The organism is Sphingobium sp. LB126 (assembly GCF_002795205.1).
Classification (GTDB): Bacteria; Pseudomonadota; Alphaproteobacteria; order Sphingomonadales; family Sphingomonadaceae; genus Sphingobium; species Sphingobium chungbukense.
This window is the reverse complement of sequence record NZ_NETV01000002.1, coordinates 831,216-850,068: the sequence shown is the minus strand read 5'-3', so window position 1 is coordinate 850,068 and position 18,853 is coordinate 831,216. Positions and strand designations below refer to the sequence as shown.

The window sequence follows — 18,853 nt, the reverse complement described above, 5'->3', positions numbered from 1 at the left end:
GTGTGTGGGGATTCAGCCCGCCATGGGCTGAATCCCCACACACCCCTAAGGTCTGTGGACAATAGGGATTTTCTTTTTGGCTGAGAAGTGATTCAAGCTCCTTTTGGGAGCGCGAACATGGACCCGAACCGTTTTGTTATCAGTGATGCGATGTGGGAACGACTTGAGGGGTTGCTTCCCGGCAAAGTGACAGACCGTGGTGTGACGGCGGCGGACACGCGCTTATTTCTGGAGGCAGTATTCTGGCGGGTTCGCGCGGGTCTGCCGTGGCGCGACCTTCCATCCGGGTTTGGCAATTGGAACAGCAACTTCCGCAGGTTTCGACGCTGGGCGCGCGATGGCGTGTTCGACCGGCTTTTCGAGGCTGTGTCGGACGATCCCGATATGGAATATGCGCTCATCGATGGCACGATTGTTTCCGTTCACCAGAAGGCGACCGGCGCTAAAGGGGGACTCACAATCAGGCCATCGGGAGATCGAAGGGTGGGCTGACGACCAAGATCATGGCTCTGGTCGATGCGCTGGGCAATCTGGTGCGTTTTGTTCTGATGCCGGGGCAACGCAACGATATCATGGGCGTCAGGCCGTTGATCGAGGGGCTGACGTTCGACGCCTTGCTCGCTGACAAGGCCTTTGACGCCGATTGGCTACGCACGGAACTCGCCGAACGAGAGGCGCAAGCCGTCATCCCGCCGCGCAAGCATCGCAAAGCTTGCATCGACTACGACGCCCAAATGTACAAATGGCGCCACCTCGTCGAAAACTACTTCGCCAAGATCAAGGAATTTCGTGGTATCGCAACCAGATACGACAAAACCGATGGCAGCTTCAAAGCCAACCTCAACCTAATCGCTACACTCATCGCTTGTCGGTAAATGTCCACAGACCTTAGAGACTGTTATGGACTTGAGAATCGATAAGATTGAAACGGTTCGGCATGAGCACTTGCCGCAAGCCGTACCCGTCCGATGTGTCCGATGAAGAGTGGTGGCTGGTTGCGCCCTACCTGACGCTGCAGCGTGAGGATGCTGGACAGCGTGAGCATAGCCTTCGCGAGGTGTTCAACGGACTGCGCTACATCGTGAAGACCGGCGCGCCGTGGCGGTGGATGCCGAACGACCTGCCGCCTTGGGCAGCGGTGTATCAGCAGACGCAGCGCTGGCTGGCGGCGGGCTGCTTCGAAGCGCTGGTGGACGATTTGCGCGCCATGCTGCGTTTGGCGGCGGGACGATCGGCCGAACCCACCGCTGCGATCATCGACAGCCGGACGTTGCGCTCCACGCCCGAGAGCGGCGAGCGCGCCGCCTATGACGGGGCAAAACGCAAGAAGGGCTCCAAGCTCCATATCGCGGTCGACACGCTCGGCCACCTGCTCGCACTGCATGTCACGCCGGCCAGCGCGGAAGATCGCGGCGAGGTCGAGAAACTCGCCCGAACGGTCCAGGCCGTCACCGGCGACAGCGTCGAGATCGCCTGGGTCGATCAGGGGTATACCGGCGAGCGTGCCGCGCAGGCCGCCGAACGGCACGGCATCACCCTGGAAGTTGTCAAATTACCCGAGGCGAAGCGCGGCTTTGTTCTCCTTCCCCGTCGATGGGTCGTCGAACGTTCCTTCGCATGGGCAACCAAATTCCGCAGGCTCGTCAAGGATTACGAACGATATGCCCAAACCCTCGCAGGGCTACATGTCGTCGCTTTCGCTTGCCTCATGATCAGGCAAGTCGCCGCTCTCACCGCAGATTCATAACAGTCTCTAGGGAGCAAGGTTCTCGCTCACGCGCCTTCCTGCGTCGAGTGGCCGATCAGTCCCGCTGATATGGGCGAGGAGCAGGTCTGACACCATGTCGGGGCATTGGTCGACGATGAAATGCCCCGCACCCTCGACGGGGACAAATCGAAATGGCCCCGTGACGTAGCGCGACGTCAATTCCGCGGCATATCGACCGACCGTCGAATCCTCTGTGCCCCAGACATAGAGGGTCGACAGGTCTATGGGCCGGGTCGCCGCCCCCGTGAATCCGCTTGCCCTGTACCAGTTCATCGCGCCTTCCAGGCCACCCGGTTCGGCCAGCTTGGCGATGTGAACGGCCGCGATCTCCGGCGGCACATGCTGGGTTTCCAGGGCTTCGCGCAGGGGGCGAAGGCCATCGACGCGCATGGTCGAATAGGCGTCCGGCTCGCGGAAGGAGCGGTGGTGGCGGGAGCGCTCCGCCTGCTCCGGGTCTTCCGCCATGGCCCGCGCGAAGGCGGCGGGGTGCGGCCGCGACAGGATGCTCAACGTGCGGATTTTCTCCGGGTGTCCGGCCGCGATCAGCCATGCGATCTGTCCGCCCCAGTCGTGACCGACCAGGTGGAATTTCGGAACGTCCAACGCCCGCATCAGGTCGACCGCGTCCTGGACGATCAGTTCCACGCGATAGGAGTCCTGCTCTTCGGGGCGTGCGCCAGTCGAGTAGCCGCGCTGATCGGGCGCGATCACGCGAAAGCCGGCGGCGGAAAGCGCCTCCATCTGGGGATGCCACATATAGCGGGATTCGGGAAACCCGTGCAGCAGCAGGACGGTCGGTTCGTTGGCCTCCCCCGCGATGTCGATCGTGAATTCAAGGCCGTTCAGGCGGATGCAACGCGTTTCGATCATGTCCGTCTACCACCATCCATCATTCAGCGGCGGCGGCGCCGGGGCTTTTGTAGAACGCATATCTCATGGTCGCGAACTGCCTATGCACCATGGGTTCGAAGGCTTCGAGCGGCATGGTGTCGTAATGGGGATCGAACGCGGACTGATCGAACAGATGGCAAAAGTCCGCCGTATATTGAAAATGCGGATGTCCGCGATATTTTTCCCTCATGTCACGGTCTTCCCCGATGAAATGAAAGAAATAATAGCCCTGGAAGATGGCGTGCTTCTCAACCATCCAGTGGTTCTTTTCCGATATATAGGGCTTCAGGATCGCGGCGGCGAGATCGGCATGATTGCCCGACCCCAGCGTGTCACCGATATCGTGCAGCAGGGCGCAGACGACATATTCCTCGTCCATTCCGGCCCGGAACGCCCGCGTCGCGCATTGGACGCTATGTTCCAGGCGGTCCACGGGATATCCCCCGAAATCGCCGTCCAGCAGCTTGAGGTGTGTCAATATGCGGGTGGATAATCCTGCGTGAAACGGCTTGTAGTGCCGATCGATCACCGCCCAATCCTCCTGCGTGGACTCCGCCATCTGGGTGAAATGGGTTGTGGTGCGTTCGCTCTCTATTGGCTCAGACATATCGGACTTTCTTCTGTTGAGCCGGTCGAACAGCATGCTTCCACCGGCCGAATGGATTTCCGCGCCCAATCCTGTTCGGGAATCCAGATTTTGGTTCCGTTCACTGGTCCCGCATTGTTTTGCTCAGGCGTTAAAGCCTGGCAGCTGGCGCTCCAGCCGACGCAGGCAACCCGGCCAGATCAGGTCATAGGCAGACTGGCCACCCTCCTGGCGAAGCGGGCCGCGTGCGGCCATTTGCCGGGCCACCGTATCCTGGGCCGTCTGGGGCGCGATCAGCGCTCCGTCGCGTCCCCCGGCAAGCGCCAGCACCTGTATCTTGCAGGCCCGTTCCAGAATGAACATGGTCCGCCAGACGTCGCCGGCGTCCAGCCCCACAGCCAGCGTCCCGTGATTGCGCAGGATCATGGCCGAATTGTCGCCCAGGTCGGCCACCAGACGCTCGCGTTCATCCCAGTCGAGCGCGATGCCTTCATAGTCATGGTAGGACAGTTCCGGGATCACCGCCAAGGCCGTCTGGCTGAGGGGCAGCAACCCGTCCTTCTGGGCGGACACGGCAATGCCCGCGTCGGTGTGCAGGTGCATCACGAATTTCACGTCTTCCCGCGCGCCATGAATGGCGGAGTGGATGGTGAAGCCGGCCGCATTGACCTTGTAGGGCGTGTCCTGAACGATGTTGCCGTCCATGTCGATCTTCACGAGGGAAGAGGCGGTCATCTCCTCGAAGAACAGACCATAGGGATTGATGAGAAAATGATGGTCCGGTCCCGGTAGCCGCGCCGATATGTGCGTATAGACCATATCATCCCAGCCATGCAGGGCCACAAGCCGGTACAGCGCGGCAAGATCGACCCGCATCTGCCACTCCGCCTCGCTCACCTTGGCCCTCAATGAAGGCACAGGCGCCCAGGAACCGTCAGCCATTTCAAACTCCTTTAGTCATTTCATCCATGGGCGATCTGGTGGTGCCAGCGGATTGCCGGCCCATCATCACTTTCCAGTCCGCGCCAGATAGGCGATGTCATTGGCGGTGTTGGCGCTGACATCCGGCGCGCATCTGGGCAATATTTCGACGGCATGGACCGTGCCGATCAGCGAGCGGCACCGCGCGGGGACCCCGGCCGCCAGCAATTTGCGGTAAAAGGCGACGCCCTCGTCGTGGAGCGGATCGCATTCGTTCACGCTGATGACGGTTTGCGGCAGGCCCTTGAGATCAGCCTCCGACGCGAAGATCGGCCAGGCCAGTGGGTCCTGCCGCTCGAAGGCTTCGATGCCGTAGGCGAGGGTCAGGCGATTGTTCCCGATGCTGATGAAAATGCCCTCGTTGGCGGCCGAGGACGGATGATCGGGATGCGGCCACTGGCCGGCGATGAAGGGGCAAAGCGCATAAACGCCCTTGATCAGCCCGATGTCGCCATCCCGGTTCAGCTTCAGCGCGGTGGCCAGCGCCAGGTTGCCGCCGCCGCTTTCGCCCGCGACGATGATCTTGTCCGGGTCGATCTGGAGCTCTTCCGCATGGGCATGGACCCATTTCAGTCCGGCGACGCAATCGTTCAGGCCGGCTGGGAAGGGGGCGATTTCGGGGGCCGACGAGGGGAGCAGGCTATTGCGGAAATCGACCATCGCCACCGCCACGCCCTGCGCCGCCATGATGCGGCCCCAGGCGCGATAATTGGGGTCGAAGGCAGACAGATAGGCCATTCCGCCGCCATGCATATAATAGACGCAGGGCAGGATGCCGGCCCCTTCGGGACGGATATATTGGATCTTGATCTGGTTGCCGTCGGGCTGGGATGTAAAGACCCTGGTTTCGTAGACGATGCCTTGCGACGGGGCGCATTCCTCCGATACGGCCGACGCGAAGAAGGCGGCGTCCGCGGCCACGGCCTCTTGTGCCTCCGGACTGTTCATGAACTCGATCAGCTCCTCGCGGCTGGACATGTCGGGGCCGGCTGGTTCGCCATAGTCACCGAAAACCGCCTTTATTCGTGGATCAACCCGCACGTCTTGAAACAGCTTCGCCATTCTGTGCCTCTCCATTTTTTTTCAGCGTCTTCGCGGGGTCGCGCGCACGGGACATTCCCGTCGGCAGGAGGCGCGGGAAAGCGCGATCCCTGCCGAGACGGCCGTTCATCGGTTCGAACTGCTGGGACGATCATGCCATCATGACGGGCTGGAACAATGACCAGCAATCGCAGCCCGCTGGTCGCTATTTGCAGCACAGGCGGTTGCCGGCTAGCCGGCGGCGTTCAGCGTAGCGAACAGAATGTCGGCAAATCGTTCGGGCTGCTCCTGATGGACCCAATGACCGGCTCCGTCGATGACATGAAGCGATACGGGTCTGGTCGCGAGCCTGTCCCGCATGGTTTCCAGCAATCCCGGTGCCTGATAGGGTCCCCAATCGGCGCTGCCCGCGACGAATGCGACTGGGATGTCGAGGCGGCGGCCTTGAAACGGTATCAGATCGCGCCCGGTCATGCCCTCGACAAGAGCACTGCGATACCAGTTGAGCGCGGGCTGGAATCCCGTGCGCGCGAATTCCGCCGCGGCGATCGACAGGTCGTGCTCGCTTAGCCACGCGCAGGCGGCGATCGCCCGCGCGTCGGGCATTGCGGCGGCGGCGACCTCGGCCATGTCGTGGCGTGCTGGCATGCAATAATAATGCGGCATCCTGGCCAGTTCCGCACCGCTCCATCCTGACAGTTGGTGAGGGGCATTGCCGTCCCAATCGGCGCTTTTCTGATAAAAATAGCCGCGCAGGAACGAGTGGAGCCCCTGTGGAGAATGCCACATGTCTTCGTTGGCGGATGGCCCCACATAATAAGCCTGATAATGTTTTCGCGGAGTGTTCAGCCGGGCAAGCTCGGCATGGACCGGATGGAAGATGAAGGGCGCGTCGAGCGGCGCGCCCTGGGGCGGCGCGCCCGCGAAAGGGGAGGCGGCGAGGACCAGGCGGCGCGTCAGTCCGGGCCGTGCCAATGCGCAAAAGCCCGCGACAATGGAGCCGGCATCATGTCCGACGATGGCTTCCACGGAGGAAAGGTCCAGGACTGCGATCAGGTTGAAGACATCATTCGCCAAATTCCCTGTCGCGTAGGGTTCCAGATCGGTCAGATAATCGCCGGGTTGCGGTGTCGTGCGGCCATAGCCCCGCTGGTCGGGTGCGATCACATGATAGCCGGCGGACGCCAATATCGGCATCAGCCGGCGCCAACACCAGGCAAGTTCGGGAAAGCCATGGAGGAGAAGGATGGCGGGGCACTCCCGGCCAAAACCCGCTTCCAGAATATGCATGTCGAGATCGCCGACCCCGCGCACGATGCGGGACCGAATACCCTTTGGCAGCATGACATCGGGAAACGGACCGGGATGATCGCGGGGTAGCGGGACCAACCTAACGCCCGGTGAAAAGGGGCGCGCGTTTTTCGGCAAAGGCCATCACGCCCTCCAGATGATCGGCGGTTCTCGAACAATCGAGATGGCAGGCCACCTCATGCTCCATATAGGTGTCAAAATCGGTTGATAGGGCTTTGTTCAAATGGTCTTTCATGTAACCAAGTGCCTTGGGCGGTCCGGCGGCCAGGCGCCGGGCTATGCGCTCGGCATGGGCGTCCAGATGCTCTGCCTCGCACACCCAGTTCGTCAGCCCGATATCCAACGCCCTGTCGCTCGATATGCGATCGGGCAGGAACATCATTTCTCTTGCGCGCGCGCCTCCGACAAGGCGGGTGAGGAGATAGCCGACGCCAAAATCGCCTGACAGGCCGACCGTGGCGAAGGCCGTCAGCAGAAAGGCCGGGCGTGCCATGATCCTGAGGTCGCAGGCCAGGGCAAGCGCCAGGCCCGCACCCGCCGCAGGGCCGTTGACGACAGCCAGCGTCGGCTTGGCCATCGCGACCAGCCGACCCGACGTCGCGCGTTGAATGGCCCGCTGATAGGCGATGCGATCGTTCATCGCGGACGGGGGTGGCGGGCCGTCGCCCATGGCCTTGACGTCGCCGCCGGCGCAGAAGGCATGCCCATTGCCGCGAAGGACGACGCAGCGGACCTCGCTGCTACCTTCGGCGAAGGCCAGTTCCCTTTCCATCGCTTCGAGCATCGGGTCGCTCATCGCGTTGCGTGCATCCGGCCGGTTGAGCGTCAGCGTCAATAGGCCGTCATCCAGTGCCGACAGGAGGTCGGGCGTATCCGTGTCCCGCTGTACCAATCCAGTCTCCTCTCTCTATTTCGCGCGCGCCTGCCTAGGCGGCCCTGATCTGCTCCGGCGTCGTCACGAGGCAGGAGTCGTCGAGCATTTCGACCAGGCGTAGGTCGATCTGCGCGCGCGGCAACATGTAACGGAAGAAATAGTCGCAGGTCGCGTGCTTGGCCTGATAAAATGCCCGTCCAGCGCCGATCGCGGTTTCCTCCGCCCGTGCCGCGACCATCGCCTGCCACAACCACAGCCAGGCGATGACGACGGTTCCCGTCGCATCCAGATAGAGCGTGGCATTGGCGAGGCTGCGTTCCGGATCGGATTCCCGCACAGCCGCCGCGGTCGCGTCCCGCACCCAGCCCAGCGCCTCCTCCAATTTGCCCGCGTGGCCGGAGAGCGCGGGGATACCGGCCGCCTCGTCGATCGTGGCCTTGATCCGCGCCAACAGCAGGTCCAGCCCCCTGCCGTCCGCCATGCGGACCTTCCGCCCCAGCAGGTCGATGCCCTGGATGCCGAAGGTGCCCTCATAAATATGGTTGAGGCGGTTGTCGCGATACAGACGCTCTATCGGATGGTCGCTGGTATAGCCCGCGCCGCCCAATATTTGCATCGCCCATTTATTGGCTTCCAGGCAATGTTCCGACGGCCAGGATTTGACGATCGGCGTCAGCACGTCGATCAGGAGGGCAAGATCGGCCTGATCCTCGTCCGCCGCTCCTTTCTGCTGATCCACCAGCAGCGCGCAGAAGGTGCAGAGCGCCAGCGCGCCCTCCACGGCAGCCTTTTGCGCCAGCAACATGCGTCGGACATCGACATGCTCGATCAGCGGTATCTGTGGGGACGCAGGGTCCTTCTGGCCGATGCGGCGACCCTGGAGACGTTCCACCGCATAGTCGCGCGAATAGAGATAGCCCATCAGGCCGGACATGGTCGCGACATGGCCGACGCCGATGCGTGCCTCGTTCATCATGTGGAACATGGCGTGAAGGCCCTGGTTGGGCTTGCCGATCAGATGGCCGACCGAGGGGCCGTCTTCGCCGAAATTGAGCTGGCAGTTGGTCGTTCCGCGCTGCCCCATCTTGTGCGCCAGGCCGATCAGCCGGACATTATTGTCTTCTCCCGGCGCGCCCATATCGTCCAGCCGCTTTTGCGGAACGAGGAACAGCGATATGCCCTTGACCCCGGCGGGCGCGTCCGGAAGCCGCGCCAGAACCAGATGGACGATATTCTCGCTCATGCGGTGTCCGCCGCCGGAAATCCATATCTTGGTGCCGCGCAGATGATAGGCGCCGTCCGCCGCCGGTTCGGCCCGTGTCGTGATGTCGGCAAGCGAGGAGCCGGCCTGCGGTTCGGACAGGCACATCGTCCCCATCCAGCGTCCCGCTATCATCTGGGACGCATAGCGTGCTTTCTGCTCGTCAGTGCCGAATGCCAGCAGGAGGCGCGCGGCGGCGGCGGTCAGGAGGAAATAGTTGGCGATCGCGACATTGGCCGCGATGAACATGCCGTTCGCCGTCATGCTGACAGTGTGCGACAGGCCAAGCCCGCCATTTTCGGGTGGAAAGCTCTGCGCCGACAGCCCCGCCTCGATATAGGCGCGCAACGCGCGACCCACATCGTCGGGCATCACGGCTTCGCCATTGACGAAGGTCGGCGGGGATGCATCGAGCGTTGCCGCCGACGGCAGATATTCGGCTTCGGCGATCCGCTGGGCGGTGTCGAGCAGTTGCGAAATCAGCTCCCGATCCTGGCCTTCGAACGGGCCGGCGGCAAGCACGCGCTCCACGTCGAACATATCGAACATTAGAAAGTCGAGGTTGCGACGATCGACGATGTAACTCACATGATCTCCTGAAAGCCGTACGATGTGTAGAAAAAGGGCGGGCTGCCCTGCGCGGACCTTGAGGTTGATCCGTTTAGGCCATGGCGACTAGGACGGTTTTGTGCAGGCGGACCATCGTAATCTCGTGCAAGTCGGACCGGGCTTGGCCTGTCTTGCGCAGGGCGGGCGGGTGCGGTTGACCGTGAAGACAAAGCTTTCGGAAAGCGCAGAAGGGTGAACGTAAATGTCACCTTTCCGGTGACGGGTTTCGTCATGGTCGCGGATCGTTTGAATGCATAATGGGCGCCAAAGAACCGGGCGGACGCCCATTCGACATTCCTCTATGCGCCGAAGGAAATGAAATTGTCTGGCAATCTTGGTACCGCAATCGTGACCGGGGCTTCTTCCGGTATCGGCAAGCTGTTCGCCGATCGTCTTGCCGCGCGCGGCTATGACCTGGTGCTGGTCGCGCGGCGAGAGGACCGGCTTCGTAGCATCGCGGCTGATTTGCAGAGCCGGTTTTCCGTTCGGGCCGATGTGCTGGTGGCCGACCTTTCCGAGCCGGCCGGCGTCGCCTCGGTGTCGGACCGCATTTCGTCCGATTCTTCCGTCTCCATGCTGGTGAACAATGCCGGCTATTCGACGATCAAGACGCTGGCCCAGACGCCCGACGAGGTGATCGCCAACATGATCGCGCTCAACATCACCGCGCTGACGACCCTGTCGAAAGCGGCGATCGTGCGTTTCACGGAGCGCGGTGCGGGGACGGTCGTCAATGTCGGCTCGGGCGCTGGCTTCGCGCCTTTCCCGGGCATCGGCATTCCCGTTTATGCGTCTACCAAGGCCTATGTCTTTCTGCTCACCAAATATCTTCAGAACGAGGTCGAGGGGACTGGCGTGAGTGTGCGGTTGGTCCTCCCGGGGGCTGTCGTCTCCGAAGGATGGGAGGTTGCCGGAGGAGCCGAACTCGAGCCGCTCCCGGACGCGATCGTCATGACGACCGAAGATTGCGTCGATGCCGTGATGTCGGGTCTGGACCAGGGCGAGCCGGTGATCGCGCCGTCCCTGGCGGACCTGACGCTCCTGGAAGCTTATGACAGCGCCAGCGGAACGCTACTGCAATCAATGTTCAGCGCGCACCCTGCTACACGCTATGGCTTGGGCAAATAGACGCGATGATCCATGGCCTTGCTCGGGTCGATGAGCGCTCACTGTTCGATGTTCAACAGATAGGTCCCAAAGGACCATCAATCGGCAAGGGGGCGGCCGTTGGGCTAACGCCCGTAAACCCGCCCGCCCCCTTCTCCATTGCTCAAGGTCAATAGGGGATAAAATTCGCACTGGTCTTAGCGGCGACTTCCTCCGCCGTCACGCCCGGAGCGAGTTCGATGAGCTTGAACGGGCTGTCATGGTCGGGCCGCTGGAAGACGGCAAGGTCGGTGATGATCATGTCGACCACATTCTTGCCGGTCAGCGGCAGGGTGCAGGCCGGGATGAACTTCGGGCTGCCGTCCTTGGACGTGTGCTCCATCACGACGATGATCTTCTTGACGCCCGCGACCAGGTCCATTGCGCCGCCCATGCCCTTGATCATCTTGCCGGGGATCATCCAGTTGGCGATGTCGCCATTTTCCGATACTTCCATCGCGCCCAGAACGGTCAGGTCGATATGCCCGCCCCGGATCATGGCGAAGCTGTCGGCACTGGAGAAATAGACCGACTGCGGCAATTCGCTGATCGTCTGCTTGCCCGCGTTGATAAGGTCGGCATCCTCCTCCCCCTCATAGGGGAAAGGGCCGATGCCCAGCATGCCATTCTCCGACTGGAGCGTCACCTCCACCCCCGCCGGAATATGATTGGCCACCAGCGTCGGTATGCCGATGCCCAGGTTCACATAGAAACCGTCCTGCAATTCCTTCGCCGCGCGCGCGGCCATCTCATCGCGTGTCCAGCCCTTGATTTCCTGGGTCATCATGCGGCCTCCCTCTGGCGAACGGTGCGGAACTCGATTTTCTTGTCATAGGGTGCGCCGACGATCATGCGCTTGACGTAGATGCCGGGCAGGTGGATGGCATCGGGATCGAGGCTTCCGGTCGGCACCACTTGCTCGACTTCCGCGACGCAGACCTTCGCCGCCGTCGCCATGGGCTGGTTGAAGTTGCGCGCCGTCTTGCGGAAGATCAGATTGCCGCTCTCATCGGCCTTCCAGCCCTTGATGATCGCCACATCGGCGAAAATCCCGCGCTCCAATATATAATCCTGCCCGTCGAAGCTCTTGACCTCCTTGCCCTCGGCCACGGCGGTCCCGACGCCCGTCCTGGTATAGAAGCCCGGAATCCCGGCGCCGCCCGCCCGGCACCGCTCCGCCAGCGTCCCCTGCGGACAGAATTCCACCTCCAGCTCGCCCGCCAGATATTGCCGCTCGAACTCCTTATTCTCCCCGACATAGGAGGAGATCATCTTCTTCACCTGCCGTGTGCGCAGCAGCTTGCCCAAGCCTTCGCCGTCAATCCCGGCATTGTTGGAGGCGATGGTCAGATCCCTGACCCCCGAATCCCGGATCGCGTCGATCAGCCGCTCAGGGATGCCGCACAGCCCGAAACCGCCCGCGCACAACTGCATCCCGTCGAAGAGAAGGCCCTCCAACGCGCTCGCAGCATCCGAATAAATCTTGTTCGCCATCGACGACCTCTCCTTTCAGCAGGAAGCATGTGGGACATGATTGATTATTTCCAATGATTTGTTTTTTGATATAAACATAAGCAATGGCTATCAATCGTATCGGTCTCTATCATCTGGAAACGTTGCTCTGGATCGACCGGCTCGGTACATTTGCCGCTGCCGCCGACAGGTTGAACACGACACAACCAGCCATTTCGGCGCGCGTACGGGAGTTGGAGGCCCATTTGGGCGCCCGTCTGTTCCGCCGCGAGGGGCGTCACATGTCGCTTACGCCCACCGGACGGCAACTGGTGCGCGATTGTGGGCCGCTGTGGGGCGATCTTCAGACAGTTCTCATGCGTTGCGGCGGTTTTCAGGAGGCGAGCGGCGTCATCCGCATCGGCACGGGTGAAATCATTGCAGCGGGATGCCTGCCCGCTTTTATTTCCGACCTCAAGAAGACGATGCCGCTCATCAGCCTGGAAATCGAGATCGACCTGACCGCGAACCTCATTCAGCAACTGCTCACGGGACGGACCGACATTGCCTTCGCCGCCGGTCCTATCGCGCATCCGGCGCTGATGTCCTGTCCGATCGGTCTGGTCAGCTTGGTCTGGCTCGCCAGTCCCGACGTGGCGGCGGCCTTTCATGCGGGGAAGGCGGATCGCCTCATTCCGGTTTGGTCGCTGGCCAGCCATTCCCCCATTCACGGGCGCATGAGGGAAGCGATTGCCGCGTCGCAAATCGCGCACAGCCTTCTCAATCTTTGCAACAATGCCCGGATCATGATCGACATTGCCAGGGCCGGGGGCGGGATCGGCATTTTCCCCGAATCCATGGCGCGGGATGAAGTGGCGAGTGGGGCGCTGGTCGTGCTTGAAGGGATGCCGGCCCTCGCGCCGATCGAATTCCACGTGTCGAAGCGGGCGTTCGACAATGAACCTGTCACCCATGCCATATTCGAGCGCGCGAGCGCGCTTCGCCTGACCTGACCGTCTTCGCGGCCGGGCAACTCTGTGCTAGCGCGGGTGCGATGACGAAAGCCGCTCAATCTTCCTGCTCGAACGACGAAGGGTCGAGCCGCCGCCGCCAGATACTGGAAATCGCTGCACAGCTCTTCGCCCGGAAGGGATATCGCGGTACGTCGATGCGTGACATTGGCGAGCAGGCAGGGGTGCTGGGCGGGTCGCTCTACCACCATATCAAGTCGAAGGATGCGTTGTTCGTCGAATTGCACAATGCGGCGCTGGACAACGCAGCGGATCAAATCCATCAGGCGGTCCAACGGCACGACGATCCCTGGGCCAGGCTGGAGGCGGCCTGCTCGACCTTGCTGGATATCCAGCTCGCCCCGGGTTCACTGACGGCTCCGATGATGAACGATTTCCGCGAAGTGCCCGATGAAGTCCGGGCACAATTGATCGCACGGCGCGATCAGTTCGAAGAATTGTTCCGCACGTTGGTGGCGGACCTGCCCCTATCCGCTCATATCGACCGATCAATCTATCGTAACCTCTTGCTTTCGCAGCTCAATGCGACAGGGGACTGGTATCGCGACGGCCGCCTGACCCCGGCCCAGGTTGCGGCCCAGATCGTCGCTATCTTCCGGCACGAATAAGTTCAGGGTCGAACAATACCGGCATCGGTCGTCGCACTTTCGTCCGCTGCCAAATTTCCCTGTTTCGCGCGCGAACGCGCCGGGGGAGCAACCCGCCCTCGACCGAAAGGCCGTGCTGAATGCGCTCGCCGATTCATAACCGACCTCCTCCGCCAGGCGGGATGAGCCGGCAGCGATGCTCCTACTGCAATCGTGCCATATCGGTCATCTTCGCCATAGCGGCGAGCTGGGGCCGGATTTCACGGACCATGAGGTCGGCGACCAGGATCGATCCCTGCTGGGTCAGATGGCCATAGTCGAACTGGACGGGTATGCCGGGCTTTACCCACAAGCGGCAATCGGGCCTGCAGAGGCTGCGATAGGCCGAGAAATAGGGGATGGTGGCCTTTTTCATCGCGGCTGCCATCCGCTGGTCGACGACAGAGACCTGGGGAATGCGATGCGGGTCGATCGGCTCGGCCTGATCGATTTGCCGCGCCAGCAATCGCGGGAGGGGCTGGTCATATTCGACGATCGGCCCGGACACGATGACATGTGGGGTTGCCCTTTGCACCATCCGGACGGTTTTCTCGATATCCGGCACATCCTTGTCGAGCCAGCGCGCCGAGAGGATCACCAGATCCGGGCGCACCTGCTTCAGATAGTCGGCGAATACCCGGTGCATGAGGGTCAGGCAGCGCGCATCGCCGCGGCTGCCGATCAGCGGCTTGCATCCCGATGCCGTCGCCTGAAGGATATGCGCGTTCGGCAAGGCATGGTTGAGGCCGTAATAGAGATGGGCGGCATGGCTGTCGCCGACGATGAGGATATGCGGCTTGTCATGCGGGGCGATCATGCACCGGTCGAACGCATAGTCCGAAAGGCTGTGTTGGGAGGTCAGGAAGCAGGAACCTGTCCGCATCATTTCAGTGCGCCCCGTCCGCTCCCCATAAGCGAGGACGCCGCGCGCCTGCGCGGAAATCGGATAAAGGGCATTGCTGAGCAGCGCGAGCGCCAGCACGCCCGCTCCGCACATCGCCATGGCGGCCGTGCCGCGTGCCACCACGGCGCGCGAGGTCAGCCGGCTCGACCGGCGGAAGGGCTTTTCGACAAAGGCCCAGGACAGCGTGGCCGCCATCAGCGCCGCGGCGAGCAGTGCCGCGCGCTCCATATTGTCGAGGCGGCTGTCGACCTGGCGATAGAGGACGATGATGGGCCAGTGCCAGAGGTAGAGCGAATAGGAGATCAGTCCCACAAAGCGCATCGGCGGTAGCGACAGCAGCCGCCCGCCCAGTGTAATCGATTTTTCGCCGCACAGCAGGACCAGGGCAGTGCCGAGGCACGGAACAAGGGCGGACGCGCCGGGAAAAATGGTGGCCTTGTTGTAGAACAGCACCGCATAGCCGATGAGGGCGAGGCCCGCCACGACACCGATCTCCGCCTGCCACTGGCGACGCGGTGCCGGGATGGCTCCGATCGCGAGGAGGGAGCCGAGCGCCAGTTCCCAGGTGCGGAAGGGAATGAGGTAGAAGGCGGCGCTGGCGTCGCGCGACACCATCCATTGCGCCGCCACGAAGCTGGCCAGCGTCAGGGCCCAGATGATCTGCCGCCGATGCGTCGCCGTCCAGCTTCGGGTGAAGAAGATCAGCAGCGGGAAGAAGATGTAGAATTGCTCCTCGACCGACAGCGACCAGGTGTGGAGCAGGGGATTGCTGTCGAGCTCACCGTCGAAATAGCCGCTCTGGCTGTAGAACAGGATGTTCGACACGAAGACGATCGAGGCCATGATCGACTTGGCGACCTCATTGGCCTGGTCGGACATCAGCAGACCGCAGGCGAGCAGCATGACGCAGAGGTAGAGCGCGAACAGGGCAGGAAAAATGCGTTTTATCCGCCGCTTGTAGAAATCGAACAGCGCGTCGCGCCAAGTGCCCTGCTCACCTAGAAGCGTTTGCGTGATGAGGAATCCGGAGATTACGAAGAACACGTCGACGCCGACAAAACCGCCGGAGAAGAGGCTTGTGCCCAGGTGAAAGATGACGACGGGAATGACAGCGACGGTCCGCAATCCATCAATGTCCGCGCGATATTGCTTGATCATGCCGGGCAGCCTCCCCGCGTGATCGGCAATTCCATCTGTGGGGAGGGAAGTTCGTCAGCCACGGCTGGCAAGTGAATATTCACGGAATTGTGCACTGATATCCCCTTTTTCGATTCAATCCTCCCTCCGCATGGATATTTCTATGTTAAAAATATTACCTTATTTCAACGTTGAAAGCAGAAATATAAATCAATATATCGTATAATATGCAATATTCATCGAATTTATCATGGAGGATATATTTGTCATATCCGACATAATTATTGGGTTTATTCGTATCTTATTATTTAAATTTTGACTTTATGTCACTTTTGTCGTCCGTCGATTCTTGTTCCGGGAAAGGTGAATGCTATCGGCATGATCGCGACCGTCGCCGCGCAATGCGGACGCCTCTTCCGCGCAAAGTCCGGGATGCAATGGGCGGGTATCGCCGGGACGGGAGCGATCGTCGCGGCGACCATAATGCTGGCCGCGGCGTCCCGCGCGCAGATCGACTATTCCCGCGACAGGCAGCCTTTCACCATCGCCATCACGGTGGACGATCTGACGGGAAACGGGGCGCTGCCGCCGGGCATGACCCGTCTTGCCATCGCGGATCTCTATATCCAGGTCCTGAAGCGGCATCGGGTGCCTGACGCCTTTGGTCTCGTCAATGTCTCGAAATTGCAGCGGGACGCCGACGGACCGGCGGTCCTGGATCGATGGCGACGCGCCGGCTATTCGCTGGGCAATCATTCATACAGTCATATGAACCTCAATCGGGCCACCTCGTTCGATGGGTGGAAGAGCGATGTCGTGACCGGCGAGCCGGAGATTGCGCGCCGGATGAAGGATGCCGACTGGCGTTATTTCCGCTTTCCCAACATGGCGGCGGGAAAGGACGGGGCACAGCATGACGCGGCAATGACCTTCCTGAAACAGCGCGGCTATCGCATCGCCGAAGCCAGTGTCAGCTTCGACGACTGGGCTTATGGCGATGCCTATGCCCGTTGCCTCGCCAAAGGCGACAGGGCGGCGATCGCCGCCATGGAGGCGCAATATCTGAAGGCCGTCGACGACGGTATCGCGCGCATGAAGTCGCTGTCGCACAAAGTCTATGACCGCATGATCCCGCAGGTTCTGCTGACCCATCTGAGCGGATGGAGCGCGGACATGCTGCCCCAGGTGCTGGCCCGGCTGGACGCGGCGGGCGCGCATTATGTGACCTTGCAGGAGGCGCAGCGGGACCCGGCCTATGGCGGCAACGATCCATGGGCGGGCAATCAATTGTTGATGGATCGCATCGCCAAACAGCGGAAGATCGATATCGGCGCCCTCCCCAAGCTGGAGCCGACCGACAATCTCAAGACGCTTTGCCGCCGGGGGCGGGGGCAGGGGTGATCAGGCCGCCTGCGCCCTGGCCGCGGCTATGCACGCCTGAAGATGCGTGTGCCGGAAGGGTTTCGACAGGCGCGTGATGTCGGGGGCGATCAGGTCGACGCCCTCATAGCCCGATATGATGAGCAGGGCGATGTTCGGATGGTCGACCCGCAAGCGCAGCGCCAGTTCGACCCCCGTCATGCCCGGCATGATATGGTCGGTGATCAATATGTCGGGTCGGTTGCCCGATTCGATCAGGTTGAGGGCACTTTCTGCCCTGTCGGTGTCGACCACATCATAACCCATGTCCACCAGCATCGCGCGCGTGCTGTTTCGCACCAGGTCATTGTCGTCCACCAGCAGCACCTTGCCGGACCGTACCGGCAAGCCTTCATCCTGGACCGGAGGGACCGGCTTGGCGCTGGCCGCGCGTTCCACCGGCAGCCAGAGCCGGATAGTGGTGCCCTTCCCGACGGCGCTGTCGATTTCCACTGTCCCGCGAAGTTGGCTGGCAAGGCCGTGGACCATGGACAGGCCAAGCCCCGTGCCGTGGCCGGAAGGCTTGGTGGTGAAGAAGGGCTCCATCGCCGCGGCCTTGACGGCGGGCGTCATGCCGGTGCCGGTATCCGTGACGGTGAGGCAGACATATTGACCGGGCGACAATCCGGCAGGCAACCGGCTCCGCCGCGCTTCGCCCGTGATGCTGATCGTACCACCATCGGGCATCGCGTCCCGGCTGTTGACGGCGAGGTTGAGGAGCGCGACCTCCAGTTGGTGGGGATCGGCATGGACGGTGGGCAACAGGGGCTGGAGGTCGACCGACAGCGTGATCCGCGGTCCCAGCGTGCTGCCCAGCAAAGCCTGCATGCCGGCCAGCAGATCGGGGAGGTCGACCGCCTTAGTGGCCAGCGGTTGACGGCGGGCGACGGTGAGCAACCGCTGGACCAGGCTTTGGGCGCTCTCGGCCGCTTGCATGGCGATGGTGGCGTGGCGTTCGATGGATTCGGCGGTCCGCCTGCCTGAGAGGATCAGGTCCAGGCCCGCGACAATGGGCATCAGCAGATTGTTGAAATCATGGGCGACATGGCCGGTCAGCTGGCCGAGCATGTCCAGTTTCTGAACCTGCCGCAAGCTGTCCTGCGACCGTTCCAGCTCCGTGGTGCGTTCCCGGACGCGATGGTCGAGCTGGTCGTTCAACGCTTCGAGCGACGAGAATAATCGTCCGTTCTCCAAGGCGGTGGATGCGGCGCGGGCCAGGGCCTCCAGCAGCGCGATCTCATTGTCGGTGGGCTGACCAAATTCGGACCAATAGGCACCGACTGCGGCGATGGGATCGATCCGGCCGATCGGCACCATCAGCATGGATCGTACGAAGGTGGTCCGATAGGCCTCGACCGGCACCCGCGGATCGTCGAAGACATCGACGATCACCGCCGTCTGATGATGTTCCATGGCCCAGCCCGATACGCAGGTCTCGGCGGGGAAGCGCTGCCCCGCCCAAAGCGGCTCCATCGCATCTTCGGCGATATAATGGCATTGGTCCTCGTCACGCAGGACTACCGCGATGCCGTCCGCCCCCACGGCCCGACGGGCGAAGGCGCGCAGCACATTGACGATGGCGTCCAGCGACCGCGCGCCGGCCAGGGCCTCCATCGCCTCGGCCGCGATGCTCCACCGCGCCGCCAGCGCCTTGTGTTCGGATTCGCGTTCGCTCGCCAATTTCTTTTCCATCGACAGCCTTCCGCCTTCGGTCCGAAGCCTTTCTTATCATCGGAGAAGCTTGTCATAAAGCAAAGATGATCAAGGGGTTAGAACAAGAAATTCCAAATTGATGACCAATTCGGTCTTAACCCTG

Annotated in this window: 17 protein-coding genes; 6 read left to right on the top strand and 11 right to left on the bottom strand. The window is 61.9% G+C overall.

All coding sequences use genetic code 11. From position 1 onward, the window contains the following. The first annotated feature begins 117 nt into the window (after window positions 1-117). A protein-coding gene (locus tag CAF53_RS19960) for an IS5 family transposase (protein WP_100237303.1) occupies window positions 118-875 on the top strand; the annotation gives its coding sequence in 2 pieces (ribosomal slippage) (window positions 118-454 and window positions 454-875; 759 coding nt in all). A 62-nt stretch (window positions 876-937) separates the two neighbouring features. Beyond that, entirely contained in the window at window positions 938-1,747 is an 810-nt protein-coding gene (locus CAF53_RS19955; RefSeq protein ID WP_046765929.1) for an IS5 family transposase, read from the top strand. 6 nt (window positions 1,748-1,753) lie between these two features. Here the strand turns inward: CAF53_RS19955 and CAF53_RS19950 are convergent, their stop codons facing one another. The 7 genes from CAF53_RS19950 to CAF53_RS19920 form a co-directional block, all read right to left on the bottom strand. After that, window positions 1,754-2,638 carry an alpha/beta hydrolase gene (locus tag CAF53_RS19950; RefSeq protein WP_046764270.1) on the bottom strand — a complete coding sequence of 295 codons (885 nt, stop codon included), beginning with the start codon at window positions 2,636-2,638 and terminating at the stop codon, window positions 1,754-1,756. A 19-nt stretch (window positions 2,639-2,657) separates the two neighbouring features. Beyond that, on the bottom strand, window positions 2,658-3,266 hold the full coding sequence (locus CAF53_RS19945) for an HD domain-containing protein (protein ID WP_046764405.1): 609 nt from the start codon (window positions 3,264-3,266) through the stop codon (window positions 2,658-2,660). A 123-nt stretch (window positions 3,267-3,389) separates the two neighbouring features. Then, window positions 3,390-4,187, bottom strand: coding sequence for a class II aldolase/adducin family protein (locus CAF53_RS19940; RefSeq protein ID WP_046764269.1), 798 nt, complete (start codon window positions 4,185-4,187; stop codon window positions 3,390-3,392). A 66-nt stretch (window positions 4,188-4,253) separates the two neighbouring features. Further along, entirely contained in the window at window positions 4,254-5,288 is a 1,035-nt protein-coding gene (locus tag CAF53_RS19935; RefSeq protein ID WP_046764268.1) for an alpha/beta hydrolase, read from the bottom strand. Between the two features lie 210 nt (window positions 5,289-5,498). Then, entirely contained in the window at window positions 5,499-6,656 is a 1,158-nt protein-coding gene (locus tag CAF53_RS19930) for an alpha/beta hydrolase (protein WP_197707491.1), read from the bottom strand. Between the two features lies 1 nt (window position 6,657). Continuing rightward, a complete protein-coding gene (locus CAF53_RS19925) occupies window positions 6,658-7,470 on the bottom strand; it encodes an enoyl-CoA hydratase-related protein (protein ID WP_100239329.1) in 813 nt (270 codons plus the stop codon). A gap of 34 nt (window positions 7,471-7,504) precedes the next feature. Continuing rightward, on the bottom strand, window positions 7,505-9,301 hold the full coding sequence (locus CAF53_RS19920) for an acyl-CoA dehydrogenase (protein ID WP_046764266.1): 1,797 nt from the start codon (window positions 9,299-9,301) through the stop codon (window positions 7,505-7,507). 342 nt (window positions 9,302-9,643) lie between these two features. Here CAF53_RS19920 and CAF53_RS19915 point away from each other — a divergent pair, with 342 nt between their 5' ends. After that, on the top strand, window positions 9,644-10,450 hold the full coding sequence (locus CAF53_RS19915) for an SDR family NAD(P)-dependent oxidoreductase (RefSeq protein ID WP_157801313.1): 807 nt from the start codon (window positions 9,644-9,646) through the stop codon (window positions 10,448-10,450). A 148-nt stretch (window positions 10,451-10,598) separates the two neighbouring features. Here CAF53_RS19915 and CAF53_RS19910 read toward each other — a convergent pair whose 3' ends face one another. Continuing rightward, the gene (locus CAF53_RS19910; RefSeq protein ID WP_100239327.1) at window positions 10,599-11,255 is read right to left on the bottom strand and encodes a CoA transferase subunit B; all 657 of its coding nucleotides are present in this window, start codon (window positions 11,253-11,255) and stop codon (window positions 10,599-10,601) included. Further along, window positions 11,252-11,962 carry a CoA transferase subunit A gene (locus CAF53_RS19905; RefSeq protein ID WP_100239326.1) on the bottom strand — a complete coding sequence of 237 codons (711 nt, stop codon included), beginning with the start codon at window positions 11,960-11,962 and terminating at the stop codon, window positions 11,252-11,254. The genes CAF53_RS19910 and CAF53_RS19905 overlap by 4 nt, the downstream gene beginning before the upstream one ends. A gap of 83 nt (window positions 11,963-12,045) precedes the next feature. On the opposite strand from CAF53_RS19905, the gene CAF53_RS19900 reads away from it, so the two are divergent. Both CAF53_RS19900 and CAF53_RS19895 read left to right on the top strand, forming a co-directional pair. Further along, window positions 12,046-12,933 carry a LysR family transcriptional regulator gene (locus CAF53_RS19900; protein WP_046764263.1) on the top strand — a complete coding sequence of 296 codons (888 nt, stop codon included), beginning with the start codon at window positions 12,046-12,048 and terminating at the stop codon, window positions 12,931-12,933. Between the two features lie 41 nt (window positions 12,934-12,974). Beyond that, on the top strand, window positions 12,975-13,559 hold the full coding sequence (locus CAF53_RS19895; protein ID WP_046764262.1) for a TetR/AcrR family transcriptional regulator: 585 nt from the start codon (window positions 12,975-12,977) through the stop codon (window positions 13,557-13,559). A gap of 181 nt (window positions 13,560-13,740) precedes the next feature. On the opposite strand, the gene CAF53_RS19885 is transcribed toward CAF53_RS19895, so the two are convergent. Continuing rightward, window positions 13,741-15,639, bottom strand: a complete 1,899-nt coding sequence (locus CAF53_RS19885; protein ID WP_100239325.1) for an acyltransferase family protein — start codon at window positions 15,637-15,639, stop codon at window positions 13,741-13,743. 357 nt (window positions 15,640-15,996) lie between these two features. Here CAF53_RS19885 and CAF53_RS19880 point away from each other — a divergent pair, with 357 nt between their 5' ends. Continuing rightward, the gene (locus tag CAF53_RS19880; RefSeq protein WP_100239324.1) at window positions 15,997-17,019 is read left to right on the top strand and encodes a polysaccharide deacetylase family protein; all 1,023 of its coding nucleotides are present in this window, start codon (window positions 15,997-15,999) and stop codon (window positions 17,017-17,019) included. Here CAF53_RS19880 and CAF53_RS19875 read toward each other — a convergent pair whose 3' ends face one another. After that, a complete protein-coding gene (locus CAF53_RS19875; RefSeq protein WP_100239323.1) occupies window positions 17,020-18,729 on the bottom strand; it encodes an ATP-binding protein in 1,710 nt (569 codons plus the stop codon). Between the last annotated feature and the right edge of the window lie 124 nt (window positions 18,730-18,853).

Excerpts from the sequence above, each read along its gene's own strand:
- CAF53_RS19940 (WP_046764269.1), bottom strand. The coding sequence starts at position 4,187 with ATGGCTGACGGTTCCTGGGCGCCTGTGCCTTCATTGAGGGCCAAGGTG.
- CAF53_RS19875 (WP_100239323.1), bottom strand. The coding sequence starts at position 18,729 with ATGGAAAAGAAATTGGCGAGCGAACGCGAATCCGAACACAAGGCGCTG.
- CAF53_RS19955 (WP_046765929.1), top strand. The coding sequence starts at position 938 with ATGAGCACTTGCCGCAAGCCGTACCCGTCCGATGTGTCCGATGAAGAG.
- CAF53_RS19900 (WP_046764263.1), top strand. The coding sequence starts at position 12,046 with ATGGCTATCAATCGTATCGGTCTCTATCATCTGGAAACGTTGCTCTGG.
- CAF53_RS19945 (WP_046764405.1), bottom strand. The coding sequence starts at position 3,266 with ATGTCTGAGCCAATAGAGAGCGAACGCACCACAACCCATTTCACCCAG.
- CAF53_RS19885 (WP_100239325.1), bottom strand. The coding sequence starts at position 15,639 with ATGATCAAGCAATATCGCGCGGACATTGATGGATTGCGGACCGTCGCT.
- CAF53_RS19880 (WP_100239324.1), top strand. The coding sequence starts at position 15,997 with ATGATCGCGACCGTCGCCGCGCAATGCGGACGCCTCTTCCGCGCAAAG.
- CAF53_RS19935 (WP_046764268.1), bottom strand. The coding sequence starts at position 5,288 with ATGGCGAAGCTGTTTCAAGACGTGCGGGTTGATCCACGAATAAAGGCG.
- CAF53_RS19905 (WP_100239326.1), bottom strand. The coding sequence starts at position 11,962 with ATGGCGAACAAGATTTATTCGGATGCTGCGAGCGCGTTGGAGGGCCTT.
- CAF53_RS19910 (WP_100239327.1), bottom strand. The coding sequence starts at position 11,255 with ATGATGACCCAGGAAATCAAGGGCTGGACACGCGATGAGATGGCCGCG.
- CAF53_RS19895 (WP_046764262.1), top strand. The coding sequence starts at position 12,975 with ATGACGAAAGCCGCTCAATCTTCCTGCTCGAACGACGAAGGGTCGAGC.
- CAF53_RS19950 (WP_046764270.1), bottom strand. The coding sequence starts at position 2,638 with ATGATCGAAACGCGTTGCATCCGCCTGAACGGCCTTGAATTCACGATC.